Source organism: Kitasatospora sp. NPDC001132, assembly GCF_053598415.1.
This window is the reverse complement of the sequence record NZ_JBSFKF010000006.1, coordinates 98,273-119,718: the sequence shown is the minus strand read 5'-3', so window position 1 is coordinate 119,718 and position 21,446 is coordinate 98,273. Positions and strand designations below refer to the sequence as shown.

Sequence of the window (21,446 nt, the reverse complement as noted above, 5' to 3'; positions counted from 1 at the left end):
CCATCGTATCGCGGGGAGATCTTTTCCGGAAGTCCTTTCCGGTGACGGTGTGGTCACGTTTTCACCGGTCCCGCTTTTGCCGGAGGCGTTTTTCCGGCGGTGCTTTCGCGGTCGGGATTCCGCTCGGCCAGCCGCAGCGCCCCGGCGCTCAGCAGCAGGGCGCAGGCGAGCGCGGTGACCAGCCCGAAGGAGACGGTCAGCGAGGTGGCCTGGGCGAGGGCGCCGATGACCGCGGGGGCGATCAGGCCGGAGGTGTAGGTGACGGTGGCGACGCCGGCGATGGCCTGGCTGGGATTGGTGCCGATCCGGCCGGCCGCGGCGAAGGCGAGCGGGACGATCACCGCGATGCCGATGCCGATCAGGCCGAAGCCGGGGATGGCCAGGGCCGGGCTGTCGGCGGCGACCACCAGCAGGCCGCCGGCGGTGGCGACGGCGCCGCCGACGCGGGTGGTGCGGACGGCGCCGAGGCGGCGGATCACCGCGTCCCCGGCGAGCCGGCTGACCGCCATGGTGAGCGAGAAGGCGGTGTACGAGGCGGCGGCGACGGTGGCCGAGGCGCCGGTGACGTCCCGCAGGTAGACGCCGCTCCAGTCCATCGAGGCTCCCTCGGCGAAGACCGCGCAGAAGCCGACCAGCCCGATCACCAGCGAGCTGCGCGGTGGCAGGGCGAACCGCGGCGGCTCCTCCGCGCCCTCGTGCGCCCGGATGTCCGGCAGGCCGCGGCAGACGGCCTGGGCGAGGACGAGCAGGACCGCCGCGGTGACGGCCAGTTGGAGCCGGGCGTCGAGGTCCAGGTGGGCGGCGAGGATGCCGAAGGGGGAGGCCAGCAGGCCGCCCGCGCTCCACATCCCGTGCAGCCCGGACATGATCGAGCGGCCGAGTCGCTCCTCGATCTCCACGCCCTGGGCGTTCATCGCCACGTCCGCCATCCCCGAGGTGGCGCCGTACGCCAGCAGCGCCACGCACAGCGCCGGCAGCGAGGGGGCGAGCGCGGGCAGGGCGAGGGCGAGGCACCAGAGCGAGAGCAGTCCGCGCACCGCGGCCCGGCCGCCGTAGCGGTGGACGAAGCGGCCGGCCAGCGGCATGGCGAGGGAGGAGCCGATGGCGGGCATGACCAGGGCCAGTCCGAGCTGGCCGGCCGAGAGGTGGAGGTGGTTCTGGATCCAGGGGATGCGAGTGACGAAGCTGCCGGTGACGGCCCCGTGCACGCAGAAGACCAGGGCGATGCTCGCCCGGGCCCGGCGCGGTGCGGTCAGCGGCTCCGGTGGTGGTGTGGTGGTCCCGGTCATGCGGTGTCCCTCCCGGTCGCGCGGCGCGGGCGCGACAGTGCCCTTGACGGTCGATAAATTATCAGGGAGGGATCCTGATAGAAAGGCTCTGGAAGGATGATCTGCCATGACCACCGCGCGTACGGCCACGCCGAGCACCGCCCGGGCGATCAACGACCGGCTGGCGCTCAACCTCCTGCTCGAACAGGGGCCCCTCACCGCGACCGAGCTGCGCGACCTCACCGGCCTGTCCCGGCCGACCGTCGCCGACCTGCTCGAACGCCTCCAGCGCACCGGCCTGGTGGCCGTCGTCGGTGAGCGCGGAGAACAGCGGCGCGGCCCCAACGCCCGGCTCTACGCGCTGGTCGCCTCCCGGGCGCACCTCGCCGCCGTCGACGTCCGCTCCGGCGGCGTCAGCCTGGTCGTCGCCGACCTGGCCGGGCGCAGCCTGGCCACCGCGGAGGTCCCGGTCGACGGGGACGGCGGGCCGGACACCACCGGGGCGATCGTCGCCACCCTGTTGGAGACCGCCCGCGGCGTCGGCGTCGAGCGGCTGCACACCGTCGCGGTCGGCGCCCCCGGACTGGTCGACCCGGCCACCGGGCGGCTGCAGAGCACCGGCAAGCTCCCCGGCTGGCACGCCGAGCTCCTCGCCGCGCTGCAGGAGCTGCCCGGCACCGAGGTGATCCTGGAGAACGAGGTCAACCTGGCCGGGCGCGCCGAGTACCGGGTCGGCGCCGCGCGCGATCGCGACACCTTCGTGCTGATGTGGCTCGGCCACAGCGTCGGCGCCGCCGTGATCCTGGACGGCCGGCTGCGCCGGGGCTTCTCCGGCGGCACTGGCGAGATCTGCTTCCTGCCCGTCCCCGGCACCGTCGGCCTGCCCAGCGCCGACAGCTGCGAGGGCGGCTTCCACGGCCTGGTCGGCAGCGCCGCGATCTGCGCGCTGGCCCGTGCCCACGGACTGCCCGCCGACCGGGCCGGGGACGCCTCCGCCGCCGAGGCCGCCGTACGGGCCGCCCTGGTGGCCGGCCCGGAAGGCGAGGGCTTCCTGGACGCGCTGGCCGAGCGGATCGCACTCGGCGCGGCGAGCGTCTGCGTGGTGCTGGACCCCGGCTGCGTGGTGCTCGGCGGCGAGGTCGGCCGGGCCGGCGGGCCGGAGCTGGCCGGCCGGGTCGAACGGCGGCTGGCCCTGCTCTCCCCGCTGAGCACCGAGGTGCGGGCCGGTACGGCGGGCGGCGGCGCGGTGCTCGCGGGCGCGGTGCTCACCGCCGGCGACGCGGTGCGGCGCGATCTCTTCGGCGAGCCGTGACGGCCCTCGCGTGACCGTCCGTGCCGTCGGTACGGCAGGATGGCGCGGGGGCGCACGCCTCCCGATCCCGAACCACCGTCAGGAGACGCACATGGGCCAGCCCGAGGCGCCGGCCAACCCGTACCGCATCGGCGAGGCCGCGGCGCTGCTCGGCGTCAGCGCCGACACCATGCGGCGCTGGGTGGACGCCGGGCGGGTCGCCGCCGCGCGGGACGAGAACGGGCACCGGATCATCCCGGGGGCCGAGCTCGCCGCCTTCGCCCGGGAGCTGGCGCGGCCGGAGAACGCCGAGACGGAGGGCCGGCCGTCCTCGGCCCGCAACCGCTTCCCTGGGATCGTCACCGACGTGGTGCTCGGTGACGTGGCCGCGCAGGTGGAGATCCAGGCCGGGCCGTTCCGGGTGGTGTCGCTGATCAGCCGGGAGTCGGCGGAGGAGCTGAACCTGGTGCCCGGCGCGCCCGCCACGGCGGTCATCAAGTCCACCAATGTGATGATCGAACGGCGCTGACGCTCCCCGCAGGAGCCGTCGCACCGAGTCGCCGCAGGAGTCCCGCACGAGTCCCCGCAGGACTCGCCGCAGGACCCCCGTCACGAGTCCTGGAACCGAACGAGAGGCCCCGGATGCCACCCCAGCACCTGCCGACCACCCAGAGCGCCGTGCTCGCGATCGAGGCCGTGGCCGCCAGGCACGGCCGCACCGTCCGCGCCCAGCACGACATCGGCCGCGACCGGACCTTCGCCGGGCTGGTCGGCCCGGACGGCCCGGGCGACGAACTCGACGGGGCCTGCGGCACCATCCCGCACGAGGCGCTGCTGGAGTTCGACGGCAGCCCCGCCGTCACCGTCCGGCTGTTCACCCACGACGAGGTCACCGTCACCGTCGAGGGCATAGCCTTCGACGTCGACCGCGACCGCGTCCCCGGCTTCCTGAACGCCGTCTGGTCCGACCTGGCGCACGTCAAGGCGCGCACCTTCCCGCCGTCCACCACGCTGATCGTCACCGTCCCCGGGGAGCCGAGCCACCGCGAGGACGTCGGCGTCCGCGACCTCACCCCGTGGCTCGCCGGAAGGATCCGATGAACGCCGCCGCCAAGCCGCTCGCCGTCGCCCACCGCGGCGACCCGTTCCGCTTCCGCGAGAACACCCTGCCCTCCGTCGAGTCCGCGTTCGCCGCCGGGGCCGACGCCGTCGAGGTGGACGTCCAGCTCACCCGCGACCGGGTGCCCGTGCTGCTGCACGACCGCACCCTGGACCGGCTCTGGGGCGACCCGCGGCCGATCGACCGGGTCACCGCCGAACAGCTGGAAGAGCTGCGCCAAGGCCCGCTCGCCGTCCCCACCCTCGCCGAGGCGGTCAAGGCGGTGGCCGCCGTCGAGGGCCGCCGGCTGCTGATCGACCTGGACGACGCCCGGCCGGCCGCGGCCACCTGGGAGGTGGTCACCGGCCTCGGCGCCGAACGGGCCGTCGCCTTCTGCGGCCCCACCACCGCCATGCTCGCGGTGCGCGAACTCAGCCCCGACGCCGAGATCGCGCTCACCTGGAAGCAGCTCCGGATGCCCGTGCGCGCCCTGCTGGACGACCTGCGCCCGCGCTACCTCAACCCGCCGTTCGGCCTGGTCACCCCCGACTTCACCGCCGCCGCGGCGGACGAGGGGCTCGCCGTGGCCACGTGGACCGCCGACCTGCGCCGCACCATGCGCCGACTGCGCGACACCGGCGTCGCCTCCATCACCTCCAACCGGATCGGCGTGCTGCGCTCGGTGCTGGACGGCCGCCGGTGACCGAACCGGTCCTCGGGCGGCGGGCGCTCGGCCGGGGCCTGCCGGCCCGCCGGCACCTGCTCGCCCGCACCGACCCGGCGCCCGCCGCGCTGGTCCACCACCTCGGTGGCCTCCGGGCCCAAGCCGTACCCCGACCGCCCTCCGTCCTCCCGTTCGCGCCGCCGCGCCGGGCCGATCGGCGGGCGGCGGAGGCCGAGGCGGAGCGGGTGCCGGCCTTCGCGGGGGCGGGCGGCGGCGGGTCCGTGCGGTTCGGGGAATCCGGGTAGCCCGTTCGGGTGCTCCCGGCGGATCCGCCGCGCGGGCCGTCGGAACCTCTGCTGAGCTGGGGCGGTTCGGAAACGTCGACGACCCCCCCGGCGGAGGTGGCCGTGTCCGTGGAGCGTGCGCCCGGCGAGGAGCCGCGGCCGGACCACCGCAGGCCGTACCTGATGCTGCCGCCCGCGCTGCGCCGGGCGGCGGCCTGGTCGCTGGCGGTGATCCTGCTGATCGCCGTCGCCTCGCTGGTGGTCTTCGCGCTGGTCGAACTGCGGGCGGCCACCGTGCCGTTCATCCTGGCCCTGCTCGGGGCCTCGCTGCTCTACCCGGTGGTGCCCTGGCTGGTGCGCCGGGGCGTCGGACGGAGCCTGGCCGCCGGGCTGACCTGCGCGGTACTGGTGGCCGCGGTCGGCGGGGTGATCGCGCTGCTGGTCAACTCCCTGGTGCACAGCGCCCCGCAGATCGCCGCCTCGCTCCCGGCGGCCGGGCGGCGGCTGTCCGGCTGGCTCGGACCCTTCGGGGTGAAGATCGAGCACGCGCTGAGCAACGCCAGGGGCGAGACCAACTCGCTGATCTCCGCCCTCACCAACGGGGTGCTCTCCGGGCTCGGCCTGCTCACCCAGGTGATCACCGGCGGGGTGCTGGCGCTCGCCCTGGTGTTCTTCTTCCTCCGGGACGGGCACCGCACCGGCGACGTCATCCGCTCGTACCTGCCGGAACGCAGTGCCACCACCGTGATCGCCTGCGCGGAGCGGGCCTTCGAGGCGATGGCCGGGTTCATGCGCGGCACCACCCTGATCGCCCTGATCGACGCGAGTTTCATCACCGTGGGCCTGGTCGCCCTCGGCGTGCCGGGCGCGCCGGGGCTCGGCGCGCTGGTCTTCATGGGTGCCTACATCCCCTTCGTCGGAGCGTTCCTGTCCGGCACGGCGGCGGTGCTCGTGGCCCTCGCCAACGGCGGCCTCGGCACGGCCCTGTGGGCGCTCGGCGTGGTGCTCGCGGTGCAGTTGATCGAGGGCAACATCCTCCAGCCCGTCATCCAGAGCCGCACGGTCGAGCTGCACCCGGCCACCATCATGGTCGCCGTGGTGGCCGGCGCCGGCATCGCCGGCATCATCGGCGCCCTGCTCGCCGTCCCGGTCTGCGCCGCCGGCATGGGTGTCGTCACCGTGCTGCGGGGCGACCGGGCCCGGACGGGGAAGTCGCTTGCCGGGCCGTGAGTCGCCGTGTGATCATCACTAATGCGAAATGAGTCGCAATAGTGTCTGAGGGGGGCGTTCATGGAGCTGATCGAGGTTGCCGGGACGGGTGCCGGGCCGTACGGGGTGGCGATGGGGGCCGACGGGGGTGTCTGGTTCACCCTGGTGCACGGCGGGGAGATCGGACGGCTGGCTCCCGACGGGGCGGTGGAGCGGTTCGGGCTCGGGGCGACCGGGTGCGGGCCGGCGGTGATCGCGGCGGGGCCGGACGGGGCGATGTGGTTCAGCCGGTTGCGGGACCACCGGATCGGGCGGATCGAGGCGGGCGGGGCGACGGCGTCCTTCGCGCTGCCGACGGCGGACGCCGGGCCGTACGGGATCGCCGCGGGGCCCGACGGGGCGCTCTGGTTCACCGAGTCGAACGCGAACCGGGTCGGGCGGATCACCGTCGACGGCGAGGTGACGGAGTACCCGCTGCCGGTCGACGGGGCCTTCCCCTCGCTGGTCACGGCCGGGCCGGACGGCGCCCTGTGGTGCACGCTCCACCAGGCGGACGCGGTGGCGAGGGTCGCCACGGACGGCGAGGTGACCGTCCACCGGCTGCCCACCGGGGGCACCGCGCCGGTCGGGATCGCCGCCGGGGCGGACGGGGCGCTCTGGTACGTCGGGATCGGCGGCGGGCTGGTCGGGCGGATCGCCGTCGACGGGGAGGTGGCGGAGTATCCGCTGGCCGACCGCTCGGCCAGGCCGCACGCGATCGCGGCCGGGCCGGACGGCCGGCTCTGGTTCACCGAGTGGGGTGCCGGGCGGATCGGGGTGCTCACACCGGACGGCCGACCGGACGGGTACCCGATCCCGGGCGAGCGCGCCGAGCCGCACGGCATCGCCGTCGCCCCGGACGGCACGGTGTACGCGGCCCTGGAGCGTGGGCAGATCGCCCGGCTGACGCCGTAGCAGCGCCCGACGGACGGTCAGGAGGTCCCGGCCGTGCGGTCGGGAGGTCCCGGTCGGCGCCCGGGAACTCGGGCCCAGCGGCCCCGGGCGGGCAGGCCGAAGGGCCCTGGGGTGCGGAGGCGGCGAGTTCGGATCATGGATCGCCACCCATTCGCACGACGTTCCGAAGGAGTGCGTCCTTGAGCGCCACCCAGGCACAGGGCGACCCCACCTCACCGCCAACGGCCATCCCCGCGGGGACGGTCAGGGCCAGGAGGCCCGGTTCGGCCCTGGTCAGGCTGCTGACCACCACCGACCACAAGACGATCGGCACCATGTACCTGGTGTCATCGTTCGCGTTCTTCCTGATCGGCGGCATCCTCGCCCTGGTCATGCGCGCCGAACTCGCACGGCCCGGAACGCAGATCCTCTCCAACGAGCAGTTCAACCAGGCGTTCACCATGCACGGCTCGGTGATGCTGCTGCTGTTCGCCATGCCGCTGTTCACCGGCTTCGCCAACTGGATCATGCCGCTCCAGATCGGCGCCCCGGACGTCGCCTTCCCGCGACTGAACATGCTGTCGTACTGGCTGTTCATGTTCGGCTCGCTGATCGCCGCGGCCGGCTTCGCGACTCCGCAGGGCGCCGCCGACTTCGGCTGGTTCCTCTACGCGCCGCTGTCCGACGCGATCCACTCGCCCGGCGTCGGCGCCGACATGTGGATCATGGGCGTGACGCTGTCAGGCTTCGGCAGCATCTTCGGCGCCGTCAACTTCATCACCACCATCATCTGCATGCGCGCTCCCGGAATGACCATGTTCCGGATGTCCATCTTCTGCTGGAACGTGCTGCTCACCTCGGTGCTGGTGCTGCTGGTCTTCCCGGTGCTGGCCGCCGCGCTGCTGGCGCTGGAGTGCGACCGCAAGTTCGGCTCCCACGTCTTCGACCCGGCCAACGGCGGGGCGATGCTCTGGCAGCACCTGTTCTGGTTCTTCGGGCATCCCGAGGTGTACATCCTGGCGCTGCCGTTCTTCGGGATCGTCTCCGAGGTCATCCCGGTGTTCAGCCGCAAGCCGATGTTCGGCTACGCCGGCCTGATCGCCGCGACGGTGGCCATCGCGGGCCTGTCGGTGACGGTGTGGGCGCACCACATGTACGTCACCGGACAGGTCCTGCTGCCGTTCTTCTCCTTCATGACCTTCCTGATCGCGGTCCCGACCGGTGTGAAGTTCTTCAACTGGGTCGGCACCATGTGGAAGGGCTCGCTGAGCTTCGAGACCCCGATGCTCTGGACGGTCGGCTTCCTGGTCACCTTCCTGTTCGGCGGCCTGACCGGCGTGCTGCTCGCGGCCCCGCCGATCGACTTCCACGTCTCCGACTCGTACTTCGTGGTCGCGCACTTCCACTACACGCTGTTCGGCACCGTGGTCTACGCGATGTTCGCGGGCTTCCACTTCTGGTGGCCGAAGATGACCGGCAAGAAGCTCGACGAGCGGCTCGGCCGGATCACCTTCTGGACGCTGACCGTCGGCTTCAACGCCACCTTCCTGGTCCAGCACTGGCTGGGCGTGGAGGGCATGCCGCGCCGCTACGCCGACTACCTGGCCTCGGACGGCTTCACCACCCTGAACACCGTCTCGACCATCGGCTCGTTCCTGCTCGGCCTGTCGATCCTGCCGTTCCTCTACAACGTCTGGAAGACCGCCAAGTACGGCGAGAAGGTCACCGAGGACGACCCGTGGGGCTGGGGCCGCTCGCTGGAGTGGGCCACCTCCTGCCCGCCGCCGCGGCACAACTTCGTCAAGCTGCCGCGGATCCGCTCCGAATCCCCGGCCTTCGACCTCCACCACCCGGACATCGCGGCCCGGGACATCCTGGAGAACAGCGGCAAGCCCGCCAAGCACCTGGGTGACGTGGAGCCGGCGAAGTACGACCGGCCGCTGAGCCGGGCGGACCGGGCGGCGGCCGCCGTCGCCACCAAGGACCGGGTCACCGGGCCCACCGATTCACCCTCCTCGGGCGGCTGATCCCGCTCCCCGAACGCCGTCCCCGCCCGCGTCGCTGCCCCCGGGCGGGCGGGGACGGCTCCTCCACTCCTGATCTCTCCCCTCTCCTCACCCCTTCGTGACCAGGAAGGCCGGGTCGTGAACCACACCGTTCTCGCCATCGGCACCGCCGCCCTCACCGCGAGCGGCTGTGTCTGGTACCTGCCCGCCATCGCCGACCTCCAGGCCGGTGCCGACCGGCCCCGCTCCACCCGCACCGCCGCCGCGGCGTGCGTGCTGTGGTGGGCCGGGCTCGCGCTCGCGGGCGGGCTGCTGCTCGTCCTCACGGACTGGCGGCCCGCCGCGCAGGTCGCGCTCGCCGGACTGGTCGGCGGCACGGCGCTGCGGCTGCGGGCCCTATGGGACCGCCGCCGGGAGGTGCGCGAGACGGCGGCCCGCTGGGCCGCCCTGGACGCCGGGCCCGCCCCGCGCTCCAACCGCCCGCCGGCGTTGGCCCTGGCCGGGTGGCTGGTGGTCGGTACGGCCGTCGCCCTGCTCGGGGCGGTGGCCATCCTGCTGTCCGGCGGCGGCGAGGTCGTGCCCCGGGTGGCGCTCGCGGCGGTCAGCGGCGCGGGCGTCGCGCTGGCCTTCCTGCTGATGGGCCTGGGGAACGTCCGGCGGCAGGGGCGCTGAGACGCGCCCGCCGGCCGGGCCCTGTGTCCCGGCCGCAATGGGGCCCTTGGGCCCTGGGCCGACGGCCGGCCGTGCGGGATGATGCCCTGGGCCCCGCTGGGAGTGTGCGGGGGTGACGAAGGTGGAGCCGCGTGATGGCGACCAAGACGGAGGGTGCCGAGGCCTCGGCGCCGGTCCGGGTGTTCCTGCTGGACGACCACGAGGTGGTCCGCCGCGGGGTGCACGACCTGCTGGACGGCGAACCGGACCTGGAGGTGGTCGGGGAGGCGGCGACGGCCGAGCAGGCGCTCGTCCGGGTGCCCGCGCTGCGGCCCGACGTGGCCGTGCTGGACGTCCGGCTGGGCGACGGCGACGGCGTCTCGGTCTGCCGTGAGCTGCGCTCGCGGATGCCCGGCCTCGCCTGCCTGATGCTGACCTCCTTCGACGACGAGGAGGCGCTGCTGGACGCCGTGATGGCGGGCGCCGCCGGGTACGTGCTCAAGCAGATCAGCGGGACCGACCTGGTCGCCGCGGTCCGCACCGTCGCCTCGGGGCGCTCGATGCTGGATCCCGGCGCCGCGACCCGCCTCCTCAACCGGCTGCGCAGCGACGCCGAGCCCGCCCAGCCGGTGACCACGGGACCCGGCCTGACCGCGCGCGAGCAGGAGGTCCTCGAACTCATCGGCGAGGGCCTGACCAACCGGCAGATCGGCGAGCGGCTCTACCTCGCCGAGAAGACCGTCAAGAACCACGTCTCGCGGCTGCTCGCCAAGCTCGGCGTCGAGCGGCGGGTGCAGGCCGCCCTGATCGCCACCGAGCTGCGCCAGGCCGCCGCCCCGCAGCCGTCCGCGCTGCGCTCCGGCCGGTACTGACCCGGCCGGTCGCGGCTGCCCGGGCCCGTCGGGGCCCGTCCGGTTCCGTTCGGGGCCGAACGGGCCTTCGGTCCCGGGGCCGGCGGTCCTCGGGGCAGGGCCCTCGCCGGGACCATCGGCCCTCGCGACCGGGGCCGGGCCCGGGCGAGCATCGCTCGCATGAACCGCGACCACGTCCCGTCCCCCCGGCCCGTCCCGTCTCCCCGGCCCGCCCCGTACGACCTTCCCGAACTCCGCGAACTCGACCGCAGGCGCTCGCTGGAGCTGCTGGCCAGGGCCGACGTCGGCCGGGTGGTCTACACCGTCGACGCCCTCCCGGCCGTCCTGCCGGTGCCGTTCCGGCTCGGCCCCGGCGGCGTGCTGCTCTCGGCGCCGGCCGGCTCCGAACTGGCCCGGGCCGTCGACGGCGCGGTGATCGCCTTCGAGGTCGACGAGGTGGACGGCCGGGACGGCACCGGCTGGTTCGTCACCGTCCTCGGCCGCGCCCAGGTCCGCCCGGCCACCAGGAGCACCGACCCGGGCGACACCGTACGGATCCGGATCCGCCCGGAACTGGTCATCGGCCGCTGCCTGGCCTGAGCCCCCGCCGGCGCCCTCCCGTGGCCCCGGCAACTCCTCAGCGGGGCAGGGGAGTTCGGGGTCCGCCGCAAGGGTCCGGGCCGGGGCGGACGGGTGGGCGCCCTCGACCGGCACGGCGAACTGCCGGGCGCGGGAGCGCCGTTCCTCCTCCGCCGGAGCCGGGCGGCGTCCGGCGAGGAGCCCCGGCACCCGCCGGGGGCCGATGGGGCGCTCGAACCTAAAATCACGTCATGACTGAATCCGCCGTGACCGGTTCCCCCGACGACCTGCGCTCCTTCGACAGCGGCCACGGCCGCCTCGCCTACCTCGACGCCGGTACGGGCGAACCGCTGGTGCTGCTGCACGGCGGCCTGCTGGACCACCGGAGCTGGGCGGACCAGCTCCCCGCCCTGCTGCCCGAGTACCGGGTGATCGCACCGGACACCCGCGGCCACGGCGCCTCCGCCAACGCGAGCCGGCCGTTCCGCCCCGCCGACGACCTGGCCGACCTGCTGCGCCACCTCGGCCTCGGTCCCGTGGTCGTGGTCGGGCTCTCCATGGGCGGGACGATCGCCCTCGACCTGGCCCTCGAACACCCGGAGCTGGTCCGCGCGCTGGTGATCAGCGGCAACGGCACCGGCGAGTCCGAGTTCAAGGACCCGTGGCTCGGCGAACTCCGCGACGAGCAGAACGCCGCGCTGGCCGAGGGCGACGGCGAGCGCTGGCTCGACTCGTTCACCCGCCTCGCCTCCGGGCCGCACCGCCGCCTGGACGAGGTCGATCCCGAAGTGGTGCGCCGGCTCAAGGAGATGACCCGGAACACCGTCGCCAAGCACAGCCCCGACGAGCCCCAGTACCTGGTGCCGGTGACGGACACCTGGAAGCGGCTGACCGGGATCACCGTCCCGCTGCTGGCGATCAACGGCGGCATCGACTCCGTGGACCACATCGGCCTGGCCGAGCGGGTCGTCCGCACCGTCGTCGACGGGCGCGCGGTGATCGTCGAGGACACCGGGCACTACCCGAACATGGAGCGGCCGGAGGAGTTCAACGCCCACCTGCTCGGCTTCCTGCGCGCCCTGCGGGGCTGACGGCCCGGGCCTGTCGGCGGGGGTCACCGGTGGTCGGCCGGCCACCGGTGACCCCCGGTGGCGGCCCTCCGCGTCGGGAGGGGCCCTCAGGACCCGAGCGGGGCCTCCCACACCAGCCGGGTGCCGCCGCCCTCGGCGGGGTCGACGGTGAAGGAGCCGCCGACCCGGTCGGCGCGCTCGGCGAGGTTGCGCAGCCCGCTGCGCCGCCCGCCCTCGGGCACGCCGACACCGTCGTCCGTCACGGTCAGCACCACCCGCCCGGCCAGGGCGCGCAGCGTCACCTCGACCCGGGACGCCCGGGCGTGCCGGGCGGCGTTGCTGAGCGCCTCGGCGAGGACCGCGACCACGTGCCCGGCCAGCTCCTGCGGCACGTCGGTGTCCAGCAGGCCCTCCAGGCTCAGCCGGGGCGGGAACCCGAGCGTGCCCTGGGCCTCGGTGACCACCCGGGTGGCGCGGGCGCGCAGGCCGCGGTCCGGCTCGCTGTGGGCGCGCAGGCCGAAGATGGTCGAGCGGATGATCTTGATGGTCTCGTCCAGGTCGGCCACCGCCCGGGCCACCCGGTCCGCCGCGGCCTGGCTCTCGATCAGCCTGCCCGCGCTCTGCAGCGTCATCCCGGTCGCGAACAGCCGCTGGATCGCCAGGTCGTGCAGGTCCCGGGCGATCCGGTCCCGGTCCTCCAGCAGGTTCAACTGCTCGGCGTCACGCCGCCGTTCGGCCAGCTCCAGGGCCAGCGCGGCCTGGTCGGCGAAACCCAGCAGCGGGCCGGTCTCCTCCGGCCCGAAGGCCGGCTGCCCCTGCGCCCTGGCCAGCAGCAGCACGCCCCGCCCGTACCCGGCACCGGTGCCCAGCGGCACCGCCACCGCCGCGCCCAGCCCGTCGAAGCGGCCCGCCGGGCCGGCCTTGAACCGGGCGTCGCAGGCCAGCTCGTCACTGGTGGCCGGCGAGCCGGAGGCGTACGCGGCACCGGACAGCGTGCCGTCCACCGGCACCGTCACCCCCAGCCGCGCCGACGGCGTGCCGCCCAGCGCGACCTCCACCGTCAGCTCCTCGGCCCGCTCCTCCGGGCCGGCCAGCGCCACCGAGACGTCCGCCAGCTCGGCGCCCGAGATCTCCCGCGCCCGGCGGGCGATCAGCTCGACCACCTCCAGCCGCGGCGCCCCCGACAGCAGGCTGCGGGTGATCTCCGTGCTCGCCCGCAGCCAGCGCTGGCGCAGCTGCGCCTCCTCGTACAGCCGGGCGTTGTCGATCGCCACGCCGGCCGCGACCGCCAGGGTGGCGATCACCGCCTCGTCGTCCTCGTCGAAGTCCAGTCCGCCGCGCTTGTCGGTCAGGTAGAGGTTGCCGAACACCTCGCCGTGCACCCGCACCGGCACCCCCAGGAAGGTGTGCATCGGCGGGTGGTTCGCGGGGAAGCCGACCGAGGCCGGGTGTTCGGACAGCACCGGGCAGCGCAGCGGCTTCGGCTCGCGGATCAGCTCGCCCAGGATGCCGCGGCCCGACGGCGGCGGGCCGATCTCGGCGATCTCCTCCTCGGTCAGGCCCACCGTCAGGAACTGCGACAGGGTGTGCCCGTCCGGCCCGATCACCCCGAGCGCCGCGTACCGGGCGTCCACGAGGTCGGCCGCCGCCTCCACGATCCGGTGCAGCGCCTGTGCCAGGTCCAGCTCCCGCCCGACCGCCAGCACCGCCTCCAGCAGGCTGTGCACCCGGTTCTGGGTGCCGCGCGCCGCGTCGATCCGCCCCTGGAGCTCCTCCAGCAGCTCGTCCAGGCGCAGCCGTGGCATCCGCGCGCCGCCACCCGTCGCGCTGCCGTCCGCTCCGCCCACCGCTGTCCTCCTCGTCGTGCCGCCCTGACCGGCCCGTCCACCGTCCGGACGTGCCCCATCCGCCCTGCGGACGGCCGCTCCCACCGCCCGGCCCGGCTCGGCGCCGTCCGACCAGCGGGAATGTCCATTACACGATAGACCGAACGGGGGACCCCACACCGGGCCGGGGAGGGATCCGGGCGGCCGGCGGGCCCGAGGTGTCAGTGGCGTGTGCCAGCCTTCCGGTGGGCGCGGGACAGAACGGGGCGTAACGGGACGGCGGTGAGGTGGTGACGACGCGGGATGGAGCGGGACGGCGGTGAGGTGGTGACGACGCGGCAGGACGCCGTGGGGAGCGGGGCGGTGGGAGCCGGGCACCGGATGCCGTGTCATTGGTGGGGACGGCGGGGTCGGCCGTAGGCTCCGTCGGGCGGGCCTTTCGTCCCGCCGCAGGGGGTCCTGCGGCCTCTGCCGCCGGTCCTGCGTCGCTGCCAGGGTGGGGGAGGAGCGGACGGGGCGTCAGAGCGCACCGCGGCCCGCACCGAACCGCCGAGCGTCGACAGCGTGTCGACAGTGTGGAGGAACTCTCATGACGTCAACCGTTCTGGCCGGGGTCGACGGCTCGCCGCAGAGCACCGCGGCCGCCCACTGGGCCGCCGCCGAGGCGGTGCGCCGCGGTGCCTCGCTGCGCCTGGTGCACGCCTGGCCGTGGCTGACCGACGGGGTGTCCTCCTTCGCCGAGCAGGACGACCTGCCCGCGGCCGTCCGCCGCACCCTCGCCGAGGCCGCCGAGGACGTCCGCCGCCTGCACCCGGACCTGACGGTGGAGACCGACGCCGTCCTGGACGCGCCGGTGGACGGGCTGGTGGCCGCCGCCGCGGAGGCCGAGCTGCTGGTGCTCGGCTCGCGCGGCCGCGGCGGCTTCACCGGCCTGCTGCTCGGGTCGGTCAGCATGTCGGTGGCCGGCCGCAGCAGCGTGCCGCTGGTCGTGGTGCGAGAGGAGGGCGAGGCCGGCGAGGGCGAGGTGGTGGTCGGCGTCGACGCCCACGCCCCCGAGACGGAGGTGCTCGACTTCGCCTTCCGTGAGGCGGCCCTGCGCGGCGCCCGGGTCCGGGCGGTGCACGGCTGGGACCTGCCGCCGGTGTTCGGCTACGCGGGCGGCGCCGTCCCGGCGGCCGAGCTCGCCCAGCTGGAGGCGCTGGAGGCCGAGCTGCTCTCGCTCGCCCTGGCCGGCCCGCGCGAGCAGCACCCGGAGATCGAGGTGGTCGAGGACGTGCAGCTCGGCGCCGCCCGCGCCCTGGTCGAGGCCTCCGCCGGAGCCGCGCTGGTCGTCGTCGGCCGTGGCCGCCGCCCGATCGAGATCGGCCCCCGGCTGGGCCGGGTCGCGCACGCCGTCCTGCACCACGCCGAGGCCCCCGTCGCGGTCGTTCCGCACGGGTGACGGAGCGGCCCGTCCGGTGGATCCGCCCCCGTCCCGGATCCACCGGACGGGCCCGATGGCGGGCCGAAGGACGGGCCCAAGGGCCCTGTCCCCGGGCACCACCGGGCGCGCACGCTCGGAAGCAGCGGGACCTCCTGGCGGGTGCGCGTGCCCGGAGGCGAAGCCGACGCCCCGCGGTTGAAGGAGTGGATCGCCATGACGCTCGACCCGGCTCTCACCCAGATGCTCAGCGCGGCCGACCTGCGCCTGCTCGCCGCCGCCGGCGGCGCGGCGCCGTCGCTGCACAACAGCCAGCCCTGGCGCTTCGTGCCGACCCCGGACGGGCGCGGGCTCGCCGTGTACGCCGACACCGCGCGCTCCGTACCGCTGGCCGACCCGGTCGGTGCCGCCGTGCACATCGCGGTCGGCGCGGCCCTGTTCAACCTGCGGGTGGCGGCCGGGCAGCTGGACCGGGAACCACTGACCCGGCTGCTGCCGGACGCCGCCGAGCCCGAACTGTTCGCCGTGCTGGACCTCTCCCGCCCGGCCGCCGAGCTCACGCCCTTCGGCCGGGACCTCTACCCCGCCATCGCCGCCCGGCACTCCAGCCGCGAGCCGTTCGCCCAGCGCGACGTGCCCGAGGCGGTGATCGGCGAGCTGATCGACGCCGCCCGCGAGGAGGGCGTCACGCTGGCCGCGCTGGAGGAGGAGGGCGTACGGCGGGTGCAGGCGCTCACCGCCGAGGCCGAGAGCCGCAACGCCGCCGACCCGGCCCGTGCCGCGGAGTCCCGGGCCTGGCTGCGGTCCGACGACGGCACCGCCGAGGACGGCATCCCGCACGCCGCGCTCGGCCCGCAGGACCACGACGCCCGGGTGCCGATGCGCGAGTTCGGCGGCCGCCCGCCGCAGGCCCCCGCGCAGCCGTCCCGGCGATTCGAGGCGCTGCCCCAGCTGTGCACCCTCACCACCCCCGGCGACGGCCCGCTGGACTGGCTGCGCACCGGGCAGGCGCTGGAGCGGGTCTGGCTGCTGGCCACGACGCACGGCGTCCGGCTCTCCATCTGGCACCAGGCGATCGAGTGGCCGGACACCCGCTGGGCGCTGCGCGACCCGGACACCGGGCCGGGCCACGTCCAGCTGGTGCTGCGGGTCGGCTACGGCCCCTCCGGCGCGGCCACCCCGCGCCGGACGGTCGAGGAGACGCTCGGGGAGCGGCCTTCCTGATCGCTGCCCCGAGTCGGTGGGAGTGACCGGAGTCGACAGGAGTGGCCCGGGCCGGTGGGAGCGGCCCGGGCCGTCGCCGTCGCCGTCGCTCGCCGCCGTCGCTCAGCGCGGTCGCTCGGCCGCGGGCAGCACCCGGGCGCCGAGCCGCAGCGGCGGGCTGTGGCGGAAGGTGAGGGTGAACTCCACCCACTGGCCGGCCCGCAGCGGCGGCGGGTCGGCGATCATCAGGTCCGCGTCCTCCGGGGTCATCCGCAGCTCGCCGCGGCCCGGCACCGGCAGTGCCGACGCCGGCTCCCAGCGGCCCGCCGCACCCTGGTGCAGATGCCGTTTCGGGGTGATCCGGCCGCCGAACTCCCAGCTGGCGCCGGTCAGTTCGTCGGGCACGTCGCCCGGATTGCGGACCGTGAAGAAGGCCGCCGTGGCGGCGGACGCGCCCGCCGTCGGCAGCAGAACCCAGCCCGACCCGGCCTCCACCGGGCGGGTGCGGCCGGCCCCGCCGACCACCGTCCACCCGGTGAGCAGGACCAGCGCCAGTGCCGCCGCGCCGACCGGCGGGCCCGCCACCCTGAACCTCTCGGACACCCTCACCGGCGTCCCCCTCGGCTCCTGGCCCGCCCCGGCTCCCAGGTGCGCAGCCGCAGGCTGTTGCCCACCACGAGCAGCGAGCTGAGCGACATGGCGACCGCCGCCAGCATCGGGTTGAGCAGTCCGACGGCCGCCAGCGGGATCAGCACCAGGTTGTAGCCGAAGGCCCAGAGCAGGTTGGCCCGGATGGTCGCCAGGGTCTGCCGCGCCAGCCGTACGGCGTCCACCACCGCCTCGATGTCGCCGCGCACCAGGGTCAGCCCGGCCGCGCCGATCGCGGCGTCGCTGCCGGAGGCCAGCGCCACCCCGAGGTCCGCCGAGGCGAGGGCCACCGCGTCGTTGACGCCGTCGCCGACCACCGCCACCGTCCGTCCGGCGGCGCGCAGTTCGGCCACCACCTCGGCCTTGCGCTCGGGGGAGGCCGAGGCGTGCACCCGCTCGATGCCCAGCTCGGCGGCCACCGCCCGGGCGGCGCCCGGACCGTCCCCGGTCAGCAGGACGGTCTCCAGGCCCAGCCCGCGCAGCCGGTGGAGCGCCCGCCAGCTGCCCGGGCGCAGCGTGTCGCCGACCGTCAGCACGGCCGCCGGCCGTCCGTCCAGCTCGACCACGACGGCCGTACGGCCGGCCTTCCCGGCCCGCGCGGCCGCCTCGGCCAGGTCCGGCGGCAGGACGGTGTCGTCCGGCCGCACCACCCGTACGGCCCGGCCCTCGACCGTCCCGGACACCCCGAGCCCGGTGGCGGCCCGGAAGCCCTCCACCGCGGGCAGCGGCCCGCAGCGCTCCCGCGCCGCCTGCGTGACTGCCCGGCCGATCGGGTGCTCGGAGCGGTGCTCGACCGCGCCGGCCAGGCGCAGGGCCTCGTCCCGGGTGAGGCCGCCGGTGGTGATGACGTCCGCCAGTTCCATCCGGCCGGTGGTCAGCGTCCCGGTCTTGTCCATCACCACCGTGTCCACCCGGCGCAGGCTCTCCAGCACCTCCGGGCCGCGCACCAGCACGCCCAGCTCCGCGCCCCGCCCCGTCGCCGCCAGCAGTGCCGTCGGCGTGGCCAGCCCCAGCGCGCACGGGCAGGCCACCACCAGCACCGCGACCGCCGCCGTCACCGCCGCCTGCGGGGCCGCGCCCGCGCCCAGCCAGAAGCCCAGCACGCTCGCCGCGACCGCCAGCACACAGGGCACGAACACCCCGGCCACCGCGTCCGCCAGCCGCTGCGCCCGCGCCTTGCCGGCCTGGGCCTCCGCCACCAGGGCGGTGATCCGGGCCAGCTGGGTGTCCGCGCCGACCGCCGTGGCCCGGACCACCAGCGCACCGCCGACGTTCACCGTCGCACCCGCCACCACGTCCCCGGGGGCGACCTCGACCGGCACGCTCTCCCCGGTCAGCAGACTCAGGTCGAGCGCCGAACCCCCTTCGACCACCACCCCGTCGGTGGCCACCCGCTCGCCCGGCCGCACCACGAACTCCTGCCCGGGCAGCAGCAGTTCGATCGGCACCAGGCGCTCCTCGCCGTCCGCCCCCCGCAGGCACACCTGCTTGGCGCCCAGCTCGGCCAGCGCCCGCAGCGCGGACCCGCTGCGCCGGCGCACCCGGCCCTCCAGCAGCCGCCCGGCCAGCACGAACAGCGGCACGCCGACCGCCGCCTCCAGGTACACGTGCGCGGTGCCGCCGCCGTCGGCGGTCAGCGAGAACGGCATCCGCATGTCCGGATCGCCGGCCCCGCCGAGGAACAGCGCGTACGCCGACCAGCCGAAGGAGGCCACCACGCCCAGGCTGACCAGGGTGTCCATGGTCGCCGCCGCGTGCCGCAGCCCCTGCCAGGCCCGGCGGTGGAAACCGGCCGACCCCCAGGTCACCACCGGGACGGCGAGCGCGAAGCAGACCCACTGCCAGGCGGTGAACTGCGCCGACGGCACCATCGACAGCACCAGCACCGGGACGGCCAGCAGGGCGGTGACCAGCAGCCGCCACCGGTCGTCCGGCTCCTCGGCCGCGACCCCGACCGGCGCCCCCGCGGGCAGCGGCTCGGCGGTGTAGCCCGCCCGCTCGACGGCCGCGACCAGTTCCGCGACCGGCACCCCGGCCGGATGCAGCACCCGGGCCCGCCCGGTCGCCAGGTTCACCCCGGCCGTCACGCCCTCGATCCGGGCCAGCCGCTTCTCGACCCGGCCCACGCAGGCGGCGCAGGTCATCCCGCCGACCGCCAGATCGGTGGCGACCACGGGCTCGGCGACGGCGCTCATCGCATCCCGCCCATGTCGTGCCCGCCCATCCCGGGCGACGCGCCGCCCCCGCTGCTCGGCCGCAACCCGGGCGCCACCGGCCCGACCTGCCGTCCCACCCCGTAGGCCACCACGAACACCACCACCAGCAGCAGGACGAACCCCGCCAGCACACTCAACGGCCGGACACCCGGCGACTTCGCACTCACGCCCCAGCAGTCGGACGGGCACCGCGATCGGTTCCCGTACGGTCCGAAGTCGGCGGTGCGCAACCGCTCGCGGGGTGGCGCCCCGGCAGGTGTCCTCCGGGCAGGCGTGTTCTGTCGGTGGGGTGTCGTAGGTTTGCTCCGTACGTCGAACACCAGGCGTACGACCGAGGGGCACCGAAGGGGGAATCAGCGGTGAAGCGCATGAAGAAGCACGGCTTCGTGGCGGTGGCGGGGGCGGTGGGGGCGGTTCTCGCCGTCGCCGGGACGGCGGTGGCGGAGCCGGCCACGGGCGGGGGCGCGGCTCCCGTCAGGGCTCTGGGCCAGCCGGGGACGGGCGAGATCCTGCCGGACCCGGGGCCGGAGGCGCTGCTCTGGATACCGGACTGGATCGGCGACGGCGGCGCCGTGACGGCCTCGGTGAACCCGTCGTTGCCGTTCACGTTCACGCTCGGCTGTCGTGGCGGAGGCTCGGTGGACGTGCACATCGGCGGCGAGGCGCCGGCCGACTTCACGGTCCAGTGCCCGACGGACTCCACCGGCATCGGCTCGGTGGAGGTCCCCGCCCGCCCGGGCCGGGACCTGCTGTTCACCGCTCACACCTCGGACCCGTCCATCCACTGGGGCATGCACGCCGTCCAGGCCGACTGAGGTCCTACGGCCGCACGCTGCGCGGCCCAGTGACGTCGGCGCCCAACGCGCCGACCCGGGCGCGCAGTTCGCGGTCGGCGGTGGCCACCAGGCAGGCCCGCTCAGGGTGTTCGGTACGAGCCGCGCGGACCAGCTCCACGATCCGGTCGTCCCCGCTCCCGCTCGCCTCCACCACCCGCACCCCCGGCACCCCGGCGACGCCCCGGGCCGCGCCCTCCACCACCAGAACCACCTCCAGCGGTCCCGGCAGCTCCGGCACACCCCGCCCGGCGACGGCGACCAGCGCGTCCCGCAGCCGCTCCGCGGCGCCCCGCCGGTCCCGCCACCAGCCGTCCGGTACCGATCCGACCACGTTCGCGCCGTCGACGACCAGCAGGGGGAGCGGCGCGGCCTCGTTCTCGTCCATGGCCGTCAGCCTGCCACCCCGGCCCGCGGGACTCCTCAGGGCGTGGCGGTCCAGCGGACCGGGTGGCCCGAGGAGTCGGTGGTGAGCCAGGAGCCGTCACCGAGCGGCAGGAGGTCGTACGGCTCCGCCGTGCGGGCGTCGAACTCGCCCCGGATCCGGCCGGACCGGGCGTCGACGAGGTAGTGCCGGAACCAGTCCTGCTCGTCCTCGGTCTCGCCGACGAGGGTGGCGACGAGGGTGTCCGTGGTCAGGTAGCCGCCGCTCCACTCCAGGCAGACGGCTTCCGGGTCGTGCCCGAAGTCCTCGGCCGTCAGGGTGAACGCCACCTCGCCCCCGGGGAAGGCGTGCACGGCGAGGTCGTTCTGCGCGTGGTCGACGGTCAGGAACCGGTGGCCGTCGGGCGAGAGGTCGATGAGGCACCGGTCGACCCAGGGGTAGCTGACGAGGTCGATCCGACCGTCGGCCAGCGACGCGTGGTGGACGACCGTGCCGTCCTGCCCCTCGCCCACGTTGAGGAAGATCCGGCCGCTCGCCGGGTGCGGCAGCTGGATGCCGCCGTGCCCGGCCGTCTCCAGGTCAGTCCGGGCGAGGACCTCCCCCGTCGAGGCGTCCACGGCGACCCACTGGTCCGGCCGGTCGCGGCCCGCCGGTACGTCGGGCCGGTAGACCCAGAGCACCCGTCCGTCCGGGGACAGCTCGCAGGCGGGCCGGTGGCCGTGGACGGGGTGCGCCTGCGGCTCGAACCGCGACCGCCAGACCTCGGCGCCGTCCGCCGTCGCCACGCAGACGGCGGCGTCGAGCGTCGTGTAGTAGGCGTGCCGGAGGTCGGCGGCGACGGTGTGGCCGACGACCTCGTCCCCGGCGGCCGGCCGGCAGGCCACGGCGGGCGACAGCACGCCCACGGCGTCGGGGGCGGGTGCGTAGGCGCAGACGAGTCCGTCGACGAGCCGGGTGGTGAGCCGAACGGGGCGGGGAGAGGAGGCCATCCCCGGAGACTAGCGAACCCG

22 protein-coding genes are annotated in these 21,446 nt (G+C 75.4%); 15 read left to right on the top strand and 7 right to left on the bottom strand.

What is annotated here, in order from left to right; translation table 11 throughout:
• Positions 1-53: 53 nt before the first annotated feature.
• On the bottom strand, positions 54-1,289 hold the full coding sequence (locus ACWDBE_RS10680; RefSeq protein ID WP_449792500.1) for an MFS transporter: 1,236 nt from the start codon (positions 1,287-1,289) through the stop codon (positions 54-56).
• Between the two features lie 106 nt (positions 1,290-1,395).
• Between ACWDBE_RS10680 and ACWDBE_RS10675 the strand changes: the two genes are divergently transcribed.
• The 12 genes from ACWDBE_RS10675 (at position 1,396) to ACWDBE_RS10620 (ending at position 11,926) form a co-directional block, all read left to right on the top strand.
• The gene (locus ACWDBE_RS10675) at positions 1,396-2,580 is read left to right on the top strand and encodes an ROK family transcriptional regulator (RefSeq protein WP_449792501.1); all 1,185 of its coding nucleotides are present in this window, start codon (positions 1,396-1,398) and stop codon (positions 2,578-2,580) included.
• A 91-nt stretch (positions 2,581-2,671) separates the two neighbouring features.
• The gene (locus ACWDBE_RS10670) at positions 2,672-3,088 is read left to right on the top strand and encodes a TOBE domain-containing protein (protein WP_392871285.1); all 417 of its coding nucleotides are present in this window, start codon (positions 2,672-2,674) and stop codon (positions 3,086-3,088) included.
• Positions 3,089-3,201: 113 nt separating this feature from the next.
• Positions 3,202-3,660: a hypothetical protein gene (locus ACWDBE_RS10665; RefSeq protein ID WP_449792502.1), complete on the top strand. Its 459-nt coding sequence runs from the start codon at positions 3,202-3,204 to the stop codon at positions 3,658-3,660.
• Positions 3,657-4,361 carry a glycerophosphodiester phosphodiesterase gene (locus ACWDBE_RS10660; RefSeq protein ID WP_449792503.1) on the top strand — a complete coding sequence of 235 codons (705 nt, stop codon included), beginning with the start codon at positions 3,657-3,659 and terminating at the stop codon, positions 4,359-4,361. The genes ACWDBE_RS10665 and ACWDBE_RS10660 overlap by 4 nt, the downstream gene beginning before the upstream one ends.
• Positions 4,358-4,627, top strand: a complete 270-nt coding sequence (locus tag ACWDBE_RS10655) for a hypothetical protein (protein ID WP_449807734.1) — start codon at positions 4,358-4,360, stop codon at positions 4,625-4,627. The genes ACWDBE_RS10660 and ACWDBE_RS10655 overlap by 4 nt, the downstream gene beginning before the upstream one ends.
• A 102-nt stretch (positions 4,628-4,729) precedes the next feature.
• Positions 4,730-5,836: an AI-2E family transporter gene (locus tag ACWDBE_RS10650; RefSeq protein WP_449792505.1), complete on the top strand. Its 1,107-nt coding sequence runs from the start codon at positions 4,730-4,732 to the stop codon at positions 5,834-5,836.
• A gap of 60 nt (positions 5,837-5,896) precedes the next feature.
• Positions 5,897-6,769 carry a Vgb family protein gene (locus ACWDBE_RS10645; protein WP_449792506.1) on the top strand — a complete coding sequence of 291 codons (873 nt, stop codon included), beginning with the start codon at positions 5,897-5,899 and terminating at the stop codon, positions 6,767-6,769.
• A gap of 227 nt (positions 6,770-6,996) precedes the next feature.
• Positions 6,997-8,775, top strand: coding sequence for an aa3-type cytochrome oxidase subunit I (gene ctaD, locus ACWDBE_RS10640; protein WP_449792518.1), 1,779 nt, complete (start codon positions 6,997-6,999; stop codon positions 8,773-8,775).
• Between the two features lie 117 nt (positions 8,776-8,892).
• Entirely contained in the window at positions 8,893-9,426 is a 534-nt protein-coding gene (locus ACWDBE_RS10635; RefSeq protein ID WP_449792507.1) for a hypothetical protein, read from the top strand.
• Positions 9,427-9,560: 134 nt separating this feature from the next.
• Complete coding sequence (locus tag ACWDBE_RS10630) at positions 9,561-10,277, top strand: response regulator (protein ID WP_449792508.1); 717 nt, start codon at positions 9,561-9,563, stop codon at positions 10,275-10,277.
• 159 nt (positions 10,278-10,436) lie between these two features.
• Positions 10,437-10,856 carry a pyridoxamine 5'-phosphate oxidase family protein gene (locus ACWDBE_RS10625; RefSeq protein WP_449807733.1) on the top strand — a complete coding sequence of 140 codons (420 nt, stop codon included), beginning with the start codon at positions 10,437-10,439 and terminating at the stop codon, positions 10,854-10,856.
• A gap of 230 nt (positions 10,857-11,086) precedes the next feature.
• On the top strand, positions 11,087-11,926 hold the full coding sequence (locus tag ACWDBE_RS10620; RefSeq protein ID WP_449792510.1) for an alpha/beta fold hydrolase: 840 nt from the start codon (positions 11,087-11,089) through the stop codon (positions 11,924-11,926).
• An 86-nt stretch (positions 11,927-12,012) separates the two neighbouring features.
• On the opposite strand, the gene ACWDBE_RS10615 is transcribed toward ACWDBE_RS10620, so the two are convergent.
• Complete coding sequence (locus tag ACWDBE_RS10615) at positions 12,013-13,710, bottom strand: sensor histidine kinase (RefSeq protein ID WP_449792519.1); 1,698 nt, start codon at positions 13,708-13,710, stop codon at positions 12,013-12,015.
• A gap of 610 nt (positions 13,711-14,320) precedes the next feature.
• On the opposite strand from ACWDBE_RS10615, the gene ACWDBE_RS10610 reads away from it, so the two are divergent.
• Together ACWDBE_RS10610 and ACWDBE_RS10605 are read left to right on the top strand one after the other, a co-directional pair.
• The gene (locus ACWDBE_RS10610) at positions 14,321-15,172 is read left to right on the top strand and encodes a universal stress protein (RefSeq protein ID WP_449792511.1); all 852 of its coding nucleotides are present in this window, start codon (positions 14,321-14,323) and stop codon (positions 15,170-15,172) included.
• A gap of 195 nt (positions 15,173-15,367) precedes the next feature.
• Positions 15,368-16,375, top strand: coding sequence for an Acg family FMN-binding oxidoreductase (locus ACWDBE_RS10605; RefSeq protein WP_449807732.1), 1,008 nt, complete (start codon positions 15,368-15,370; stop codon positions 16,373-16,375).
• 102 nt (positions 16,376-16,477) lie between these two features.
• Here the strand turns inward: ACWDBE_RS10605 and ACWDBE_RS10600 are convergent, their stop codons facing one another.
• The 3 genes from ACWDBE_RS10600 to ACWDBE_RS10590 are packed head-to-tail and all read right to left on the bottom strand — an operon-like array spanning position 16,478 to position 19,355.
• Complete coding sequence (locus tag ACWDBE_RS10600) at positions 16,478-16,957, bottom strand: copper chaperone PCu(A)C (RefSeq protein ID WP_449792513.1); 480 nt, start codon at positions 16,955-16,957, stop codon at positions 16,478-16,480.
• Between the two features lie 2 nt (positions 16,958-16,959).
• Positions 16,960-19,197: a heavy metal translocating P-type ATPase gene (locus ACWDBE_RS10595; protein ID WP_449807731.1), complete on the bottom strand. Its 2,238-nt coding sequence runs from the start codon at positions 19,195-19,197 to the stop codon at positions 16,960-16,962.
• The gene (locus ACWDBE_RS10590; protein WP_402408174.1) at positions 19,194-19,355 is read right to left on the bottom strand and encodes a hypothetical protein; all 162 of its coding nucleotides are present in this window, start codon (positions 19,353-19,355) and stop codon (positions 19,194-19,196) included. Before ACWDBE_RS10590 ends, ACWDBE_RS10595 begins: the two co-directional genes overlap by 4 nt.
• A 222-nt stretch (positions 19,356-19,577) precedes the next feature.
• Between ACWDBE_RS10590 and ACWDBE_RS10585 the strand changes: the two genes are divergently transcribed.
• On the top strand, positions 19,578-20,033 hold the full coding sequence (locus ACWDBE_RS10585; protein ID WP_449792515.1) for a hypothetical protein: 456 nt from the start codon (positions 19,578-19,580) through the stop codon (positions 20,031-20,033).
• Positions 20,034-20,037: 4 nt separating this feature from the next.
• Here ACWDBE_RS10585 and ACWDBE_RS10580 read toward each other — a convergent pair whose 3' ends face one another.
• Both ACWDBE_RS10580 and ACWDBE_RS10575 read right to left on the bottom strand, forming a co-directional pair.
• The gene (locus ACWDBE_RS10580; protein WP_449792516.1) at positions 20,038-20,439 is read right to left on the bottom strand and encodes an NTP pyrophosphohydrolase; all 402 of its coding nucleotides are present in this window, start codon (positions 20,437-20,439) and stop codon (positions 20,038-20,040) included.
• Positions 20,440-20,474: 35 nt separating this feature from the next.
• The gene (locus ACWDBE_RS10575; protein ID WP_449807730.1) at positions 20,475-21,425 is read right to left on the bottom strand and encodes a hypothetical protein; all 951 of its coding nucleotides are present in this window, start codon (positions 21,423-21,425) and stop codon (positions 20,475-20,477) included.
• Between the last annotated feature and the right edge of the window lie 21 nt (positions 21,426-21,446).

What these genes read in the sequence shown, in the direction of transcription:
- ACWDBE_RS10605 (WP_449807732.1), top strand. Translation starts at nt 15,368, where the DNA reads ATGACGCTCGACCCGGCTCTCACCCAGATGCTCAGCGCGGCCGACCTG.
- ACWDBE_RS10595 (WP_449807731.1), bottom strand. Translation starts at nt 19,197, where the DNA reads ATGAGCGCCGTCGCCGAGCCCGTGGTCGCCACCGATCTGGCGGTCGGC.
- ACWDBE_RS10620 (WP_449792510.1), top strand. Translation starts at nt 11,087, where the DNA reads ATGACTGAATCCGCCGTGACCGGTTCCCCCGACGACCTGCGCTCCTTC.
- ACWDBE_RS10575 (WP_449807730.1), bottom strand. Translation starts at nt 21,425, where the DNA reads ATGGCCTCCTCTCCCCGCCCCGTTCGGCTCACCACCCGGCTCGTCGAC.
- ACWDBE_RS10645 (WP_449792506.1), top strand. Translation starts at nt 5,897, where the DNA reads ATGGAGCTGATCGAGGTTGCCGGGACGGGTGCCGGGCCGTACGGGGTG.
- ACWDBE_RS10610 (WP_449792511.1), top strand. Translation starts at nt 14,321, where the DNA reads ATGACGTCAACCGTTCTGGCCGGGGTCGACGGCTCGCCGCAGAGCACC.
- ACWDBE_RS10580 (WP_449792516.1), bottom strand. Translation starts at nt 20,439, where the DNA reads ATGGACGAGAACGAGGCCGCGCCGCTCCCCCTGCTGGTCGTCGACGGC.
- ACWDBE_RS10615 (WP_449792519.1), bottom strand. Translation starts at nt 13,710, where the DNA reads ATGCCACGGCTGCGCCTGGACGAGCTGCTGGAGGAGCTCCAGGGGCGG.
- ACWDBE_RS10665 (WP_449792502.1), top strand. Translation starts at nt 3,202, where the DNA reads ATGCCACCCCAGCACCTGCCGACCACCCAGAGCGCCGTGCTCGCGATC.
- ACWDBE_RS10680 (WP_449792500.1), bottom strand. Translation starts at nt 1,289, where the DNA reads ATGACCGGGACCACCACACCACCACCGGAGCCGCTGACCGCACCGCGC.
- ACWDBE_RS10660 (WP_449792503.1), top strand. Translation starts at nt 3,657, where the DNA reads ATGAACGCCGCCGCCAAGCCGCTCGCCGTCGCCCACCGCGGCGACCCG.
- ACWDBE_RS10670 (WP_392871285.1), top strand. Translation starts at nt 2,672, where the DNA reads ATGGGCCAGCCCGAGGCGCCGGCCAACCCGTACCGCATCGGCGAGGCC.
- ACWDBE_RS10625 (WP_449807733.1), top strand. Translation starts at nt 10,437, where the DNA reads ATGAACCGCGACCACGTCCCGTCCCCCCGGCCCGTCCCGTCTCCCCGG.
- ACWDBE_RS10630 (WP_449792508.1), top strand. Translation starts at nt 9,561, where the DNA reads ATGGCGACCAAGACGGAGGGTGCCGAGGCCTCGGCGCCGGTCCGGGTG.
- ACWDBE_RS10675 (WP_449792501.1), top strand. Translation starts at nt 1,396, where the DNA reads ATGACCACCGCGCGTACGGCCACGCCGAGCACCGCCCGGGCGATCAAC.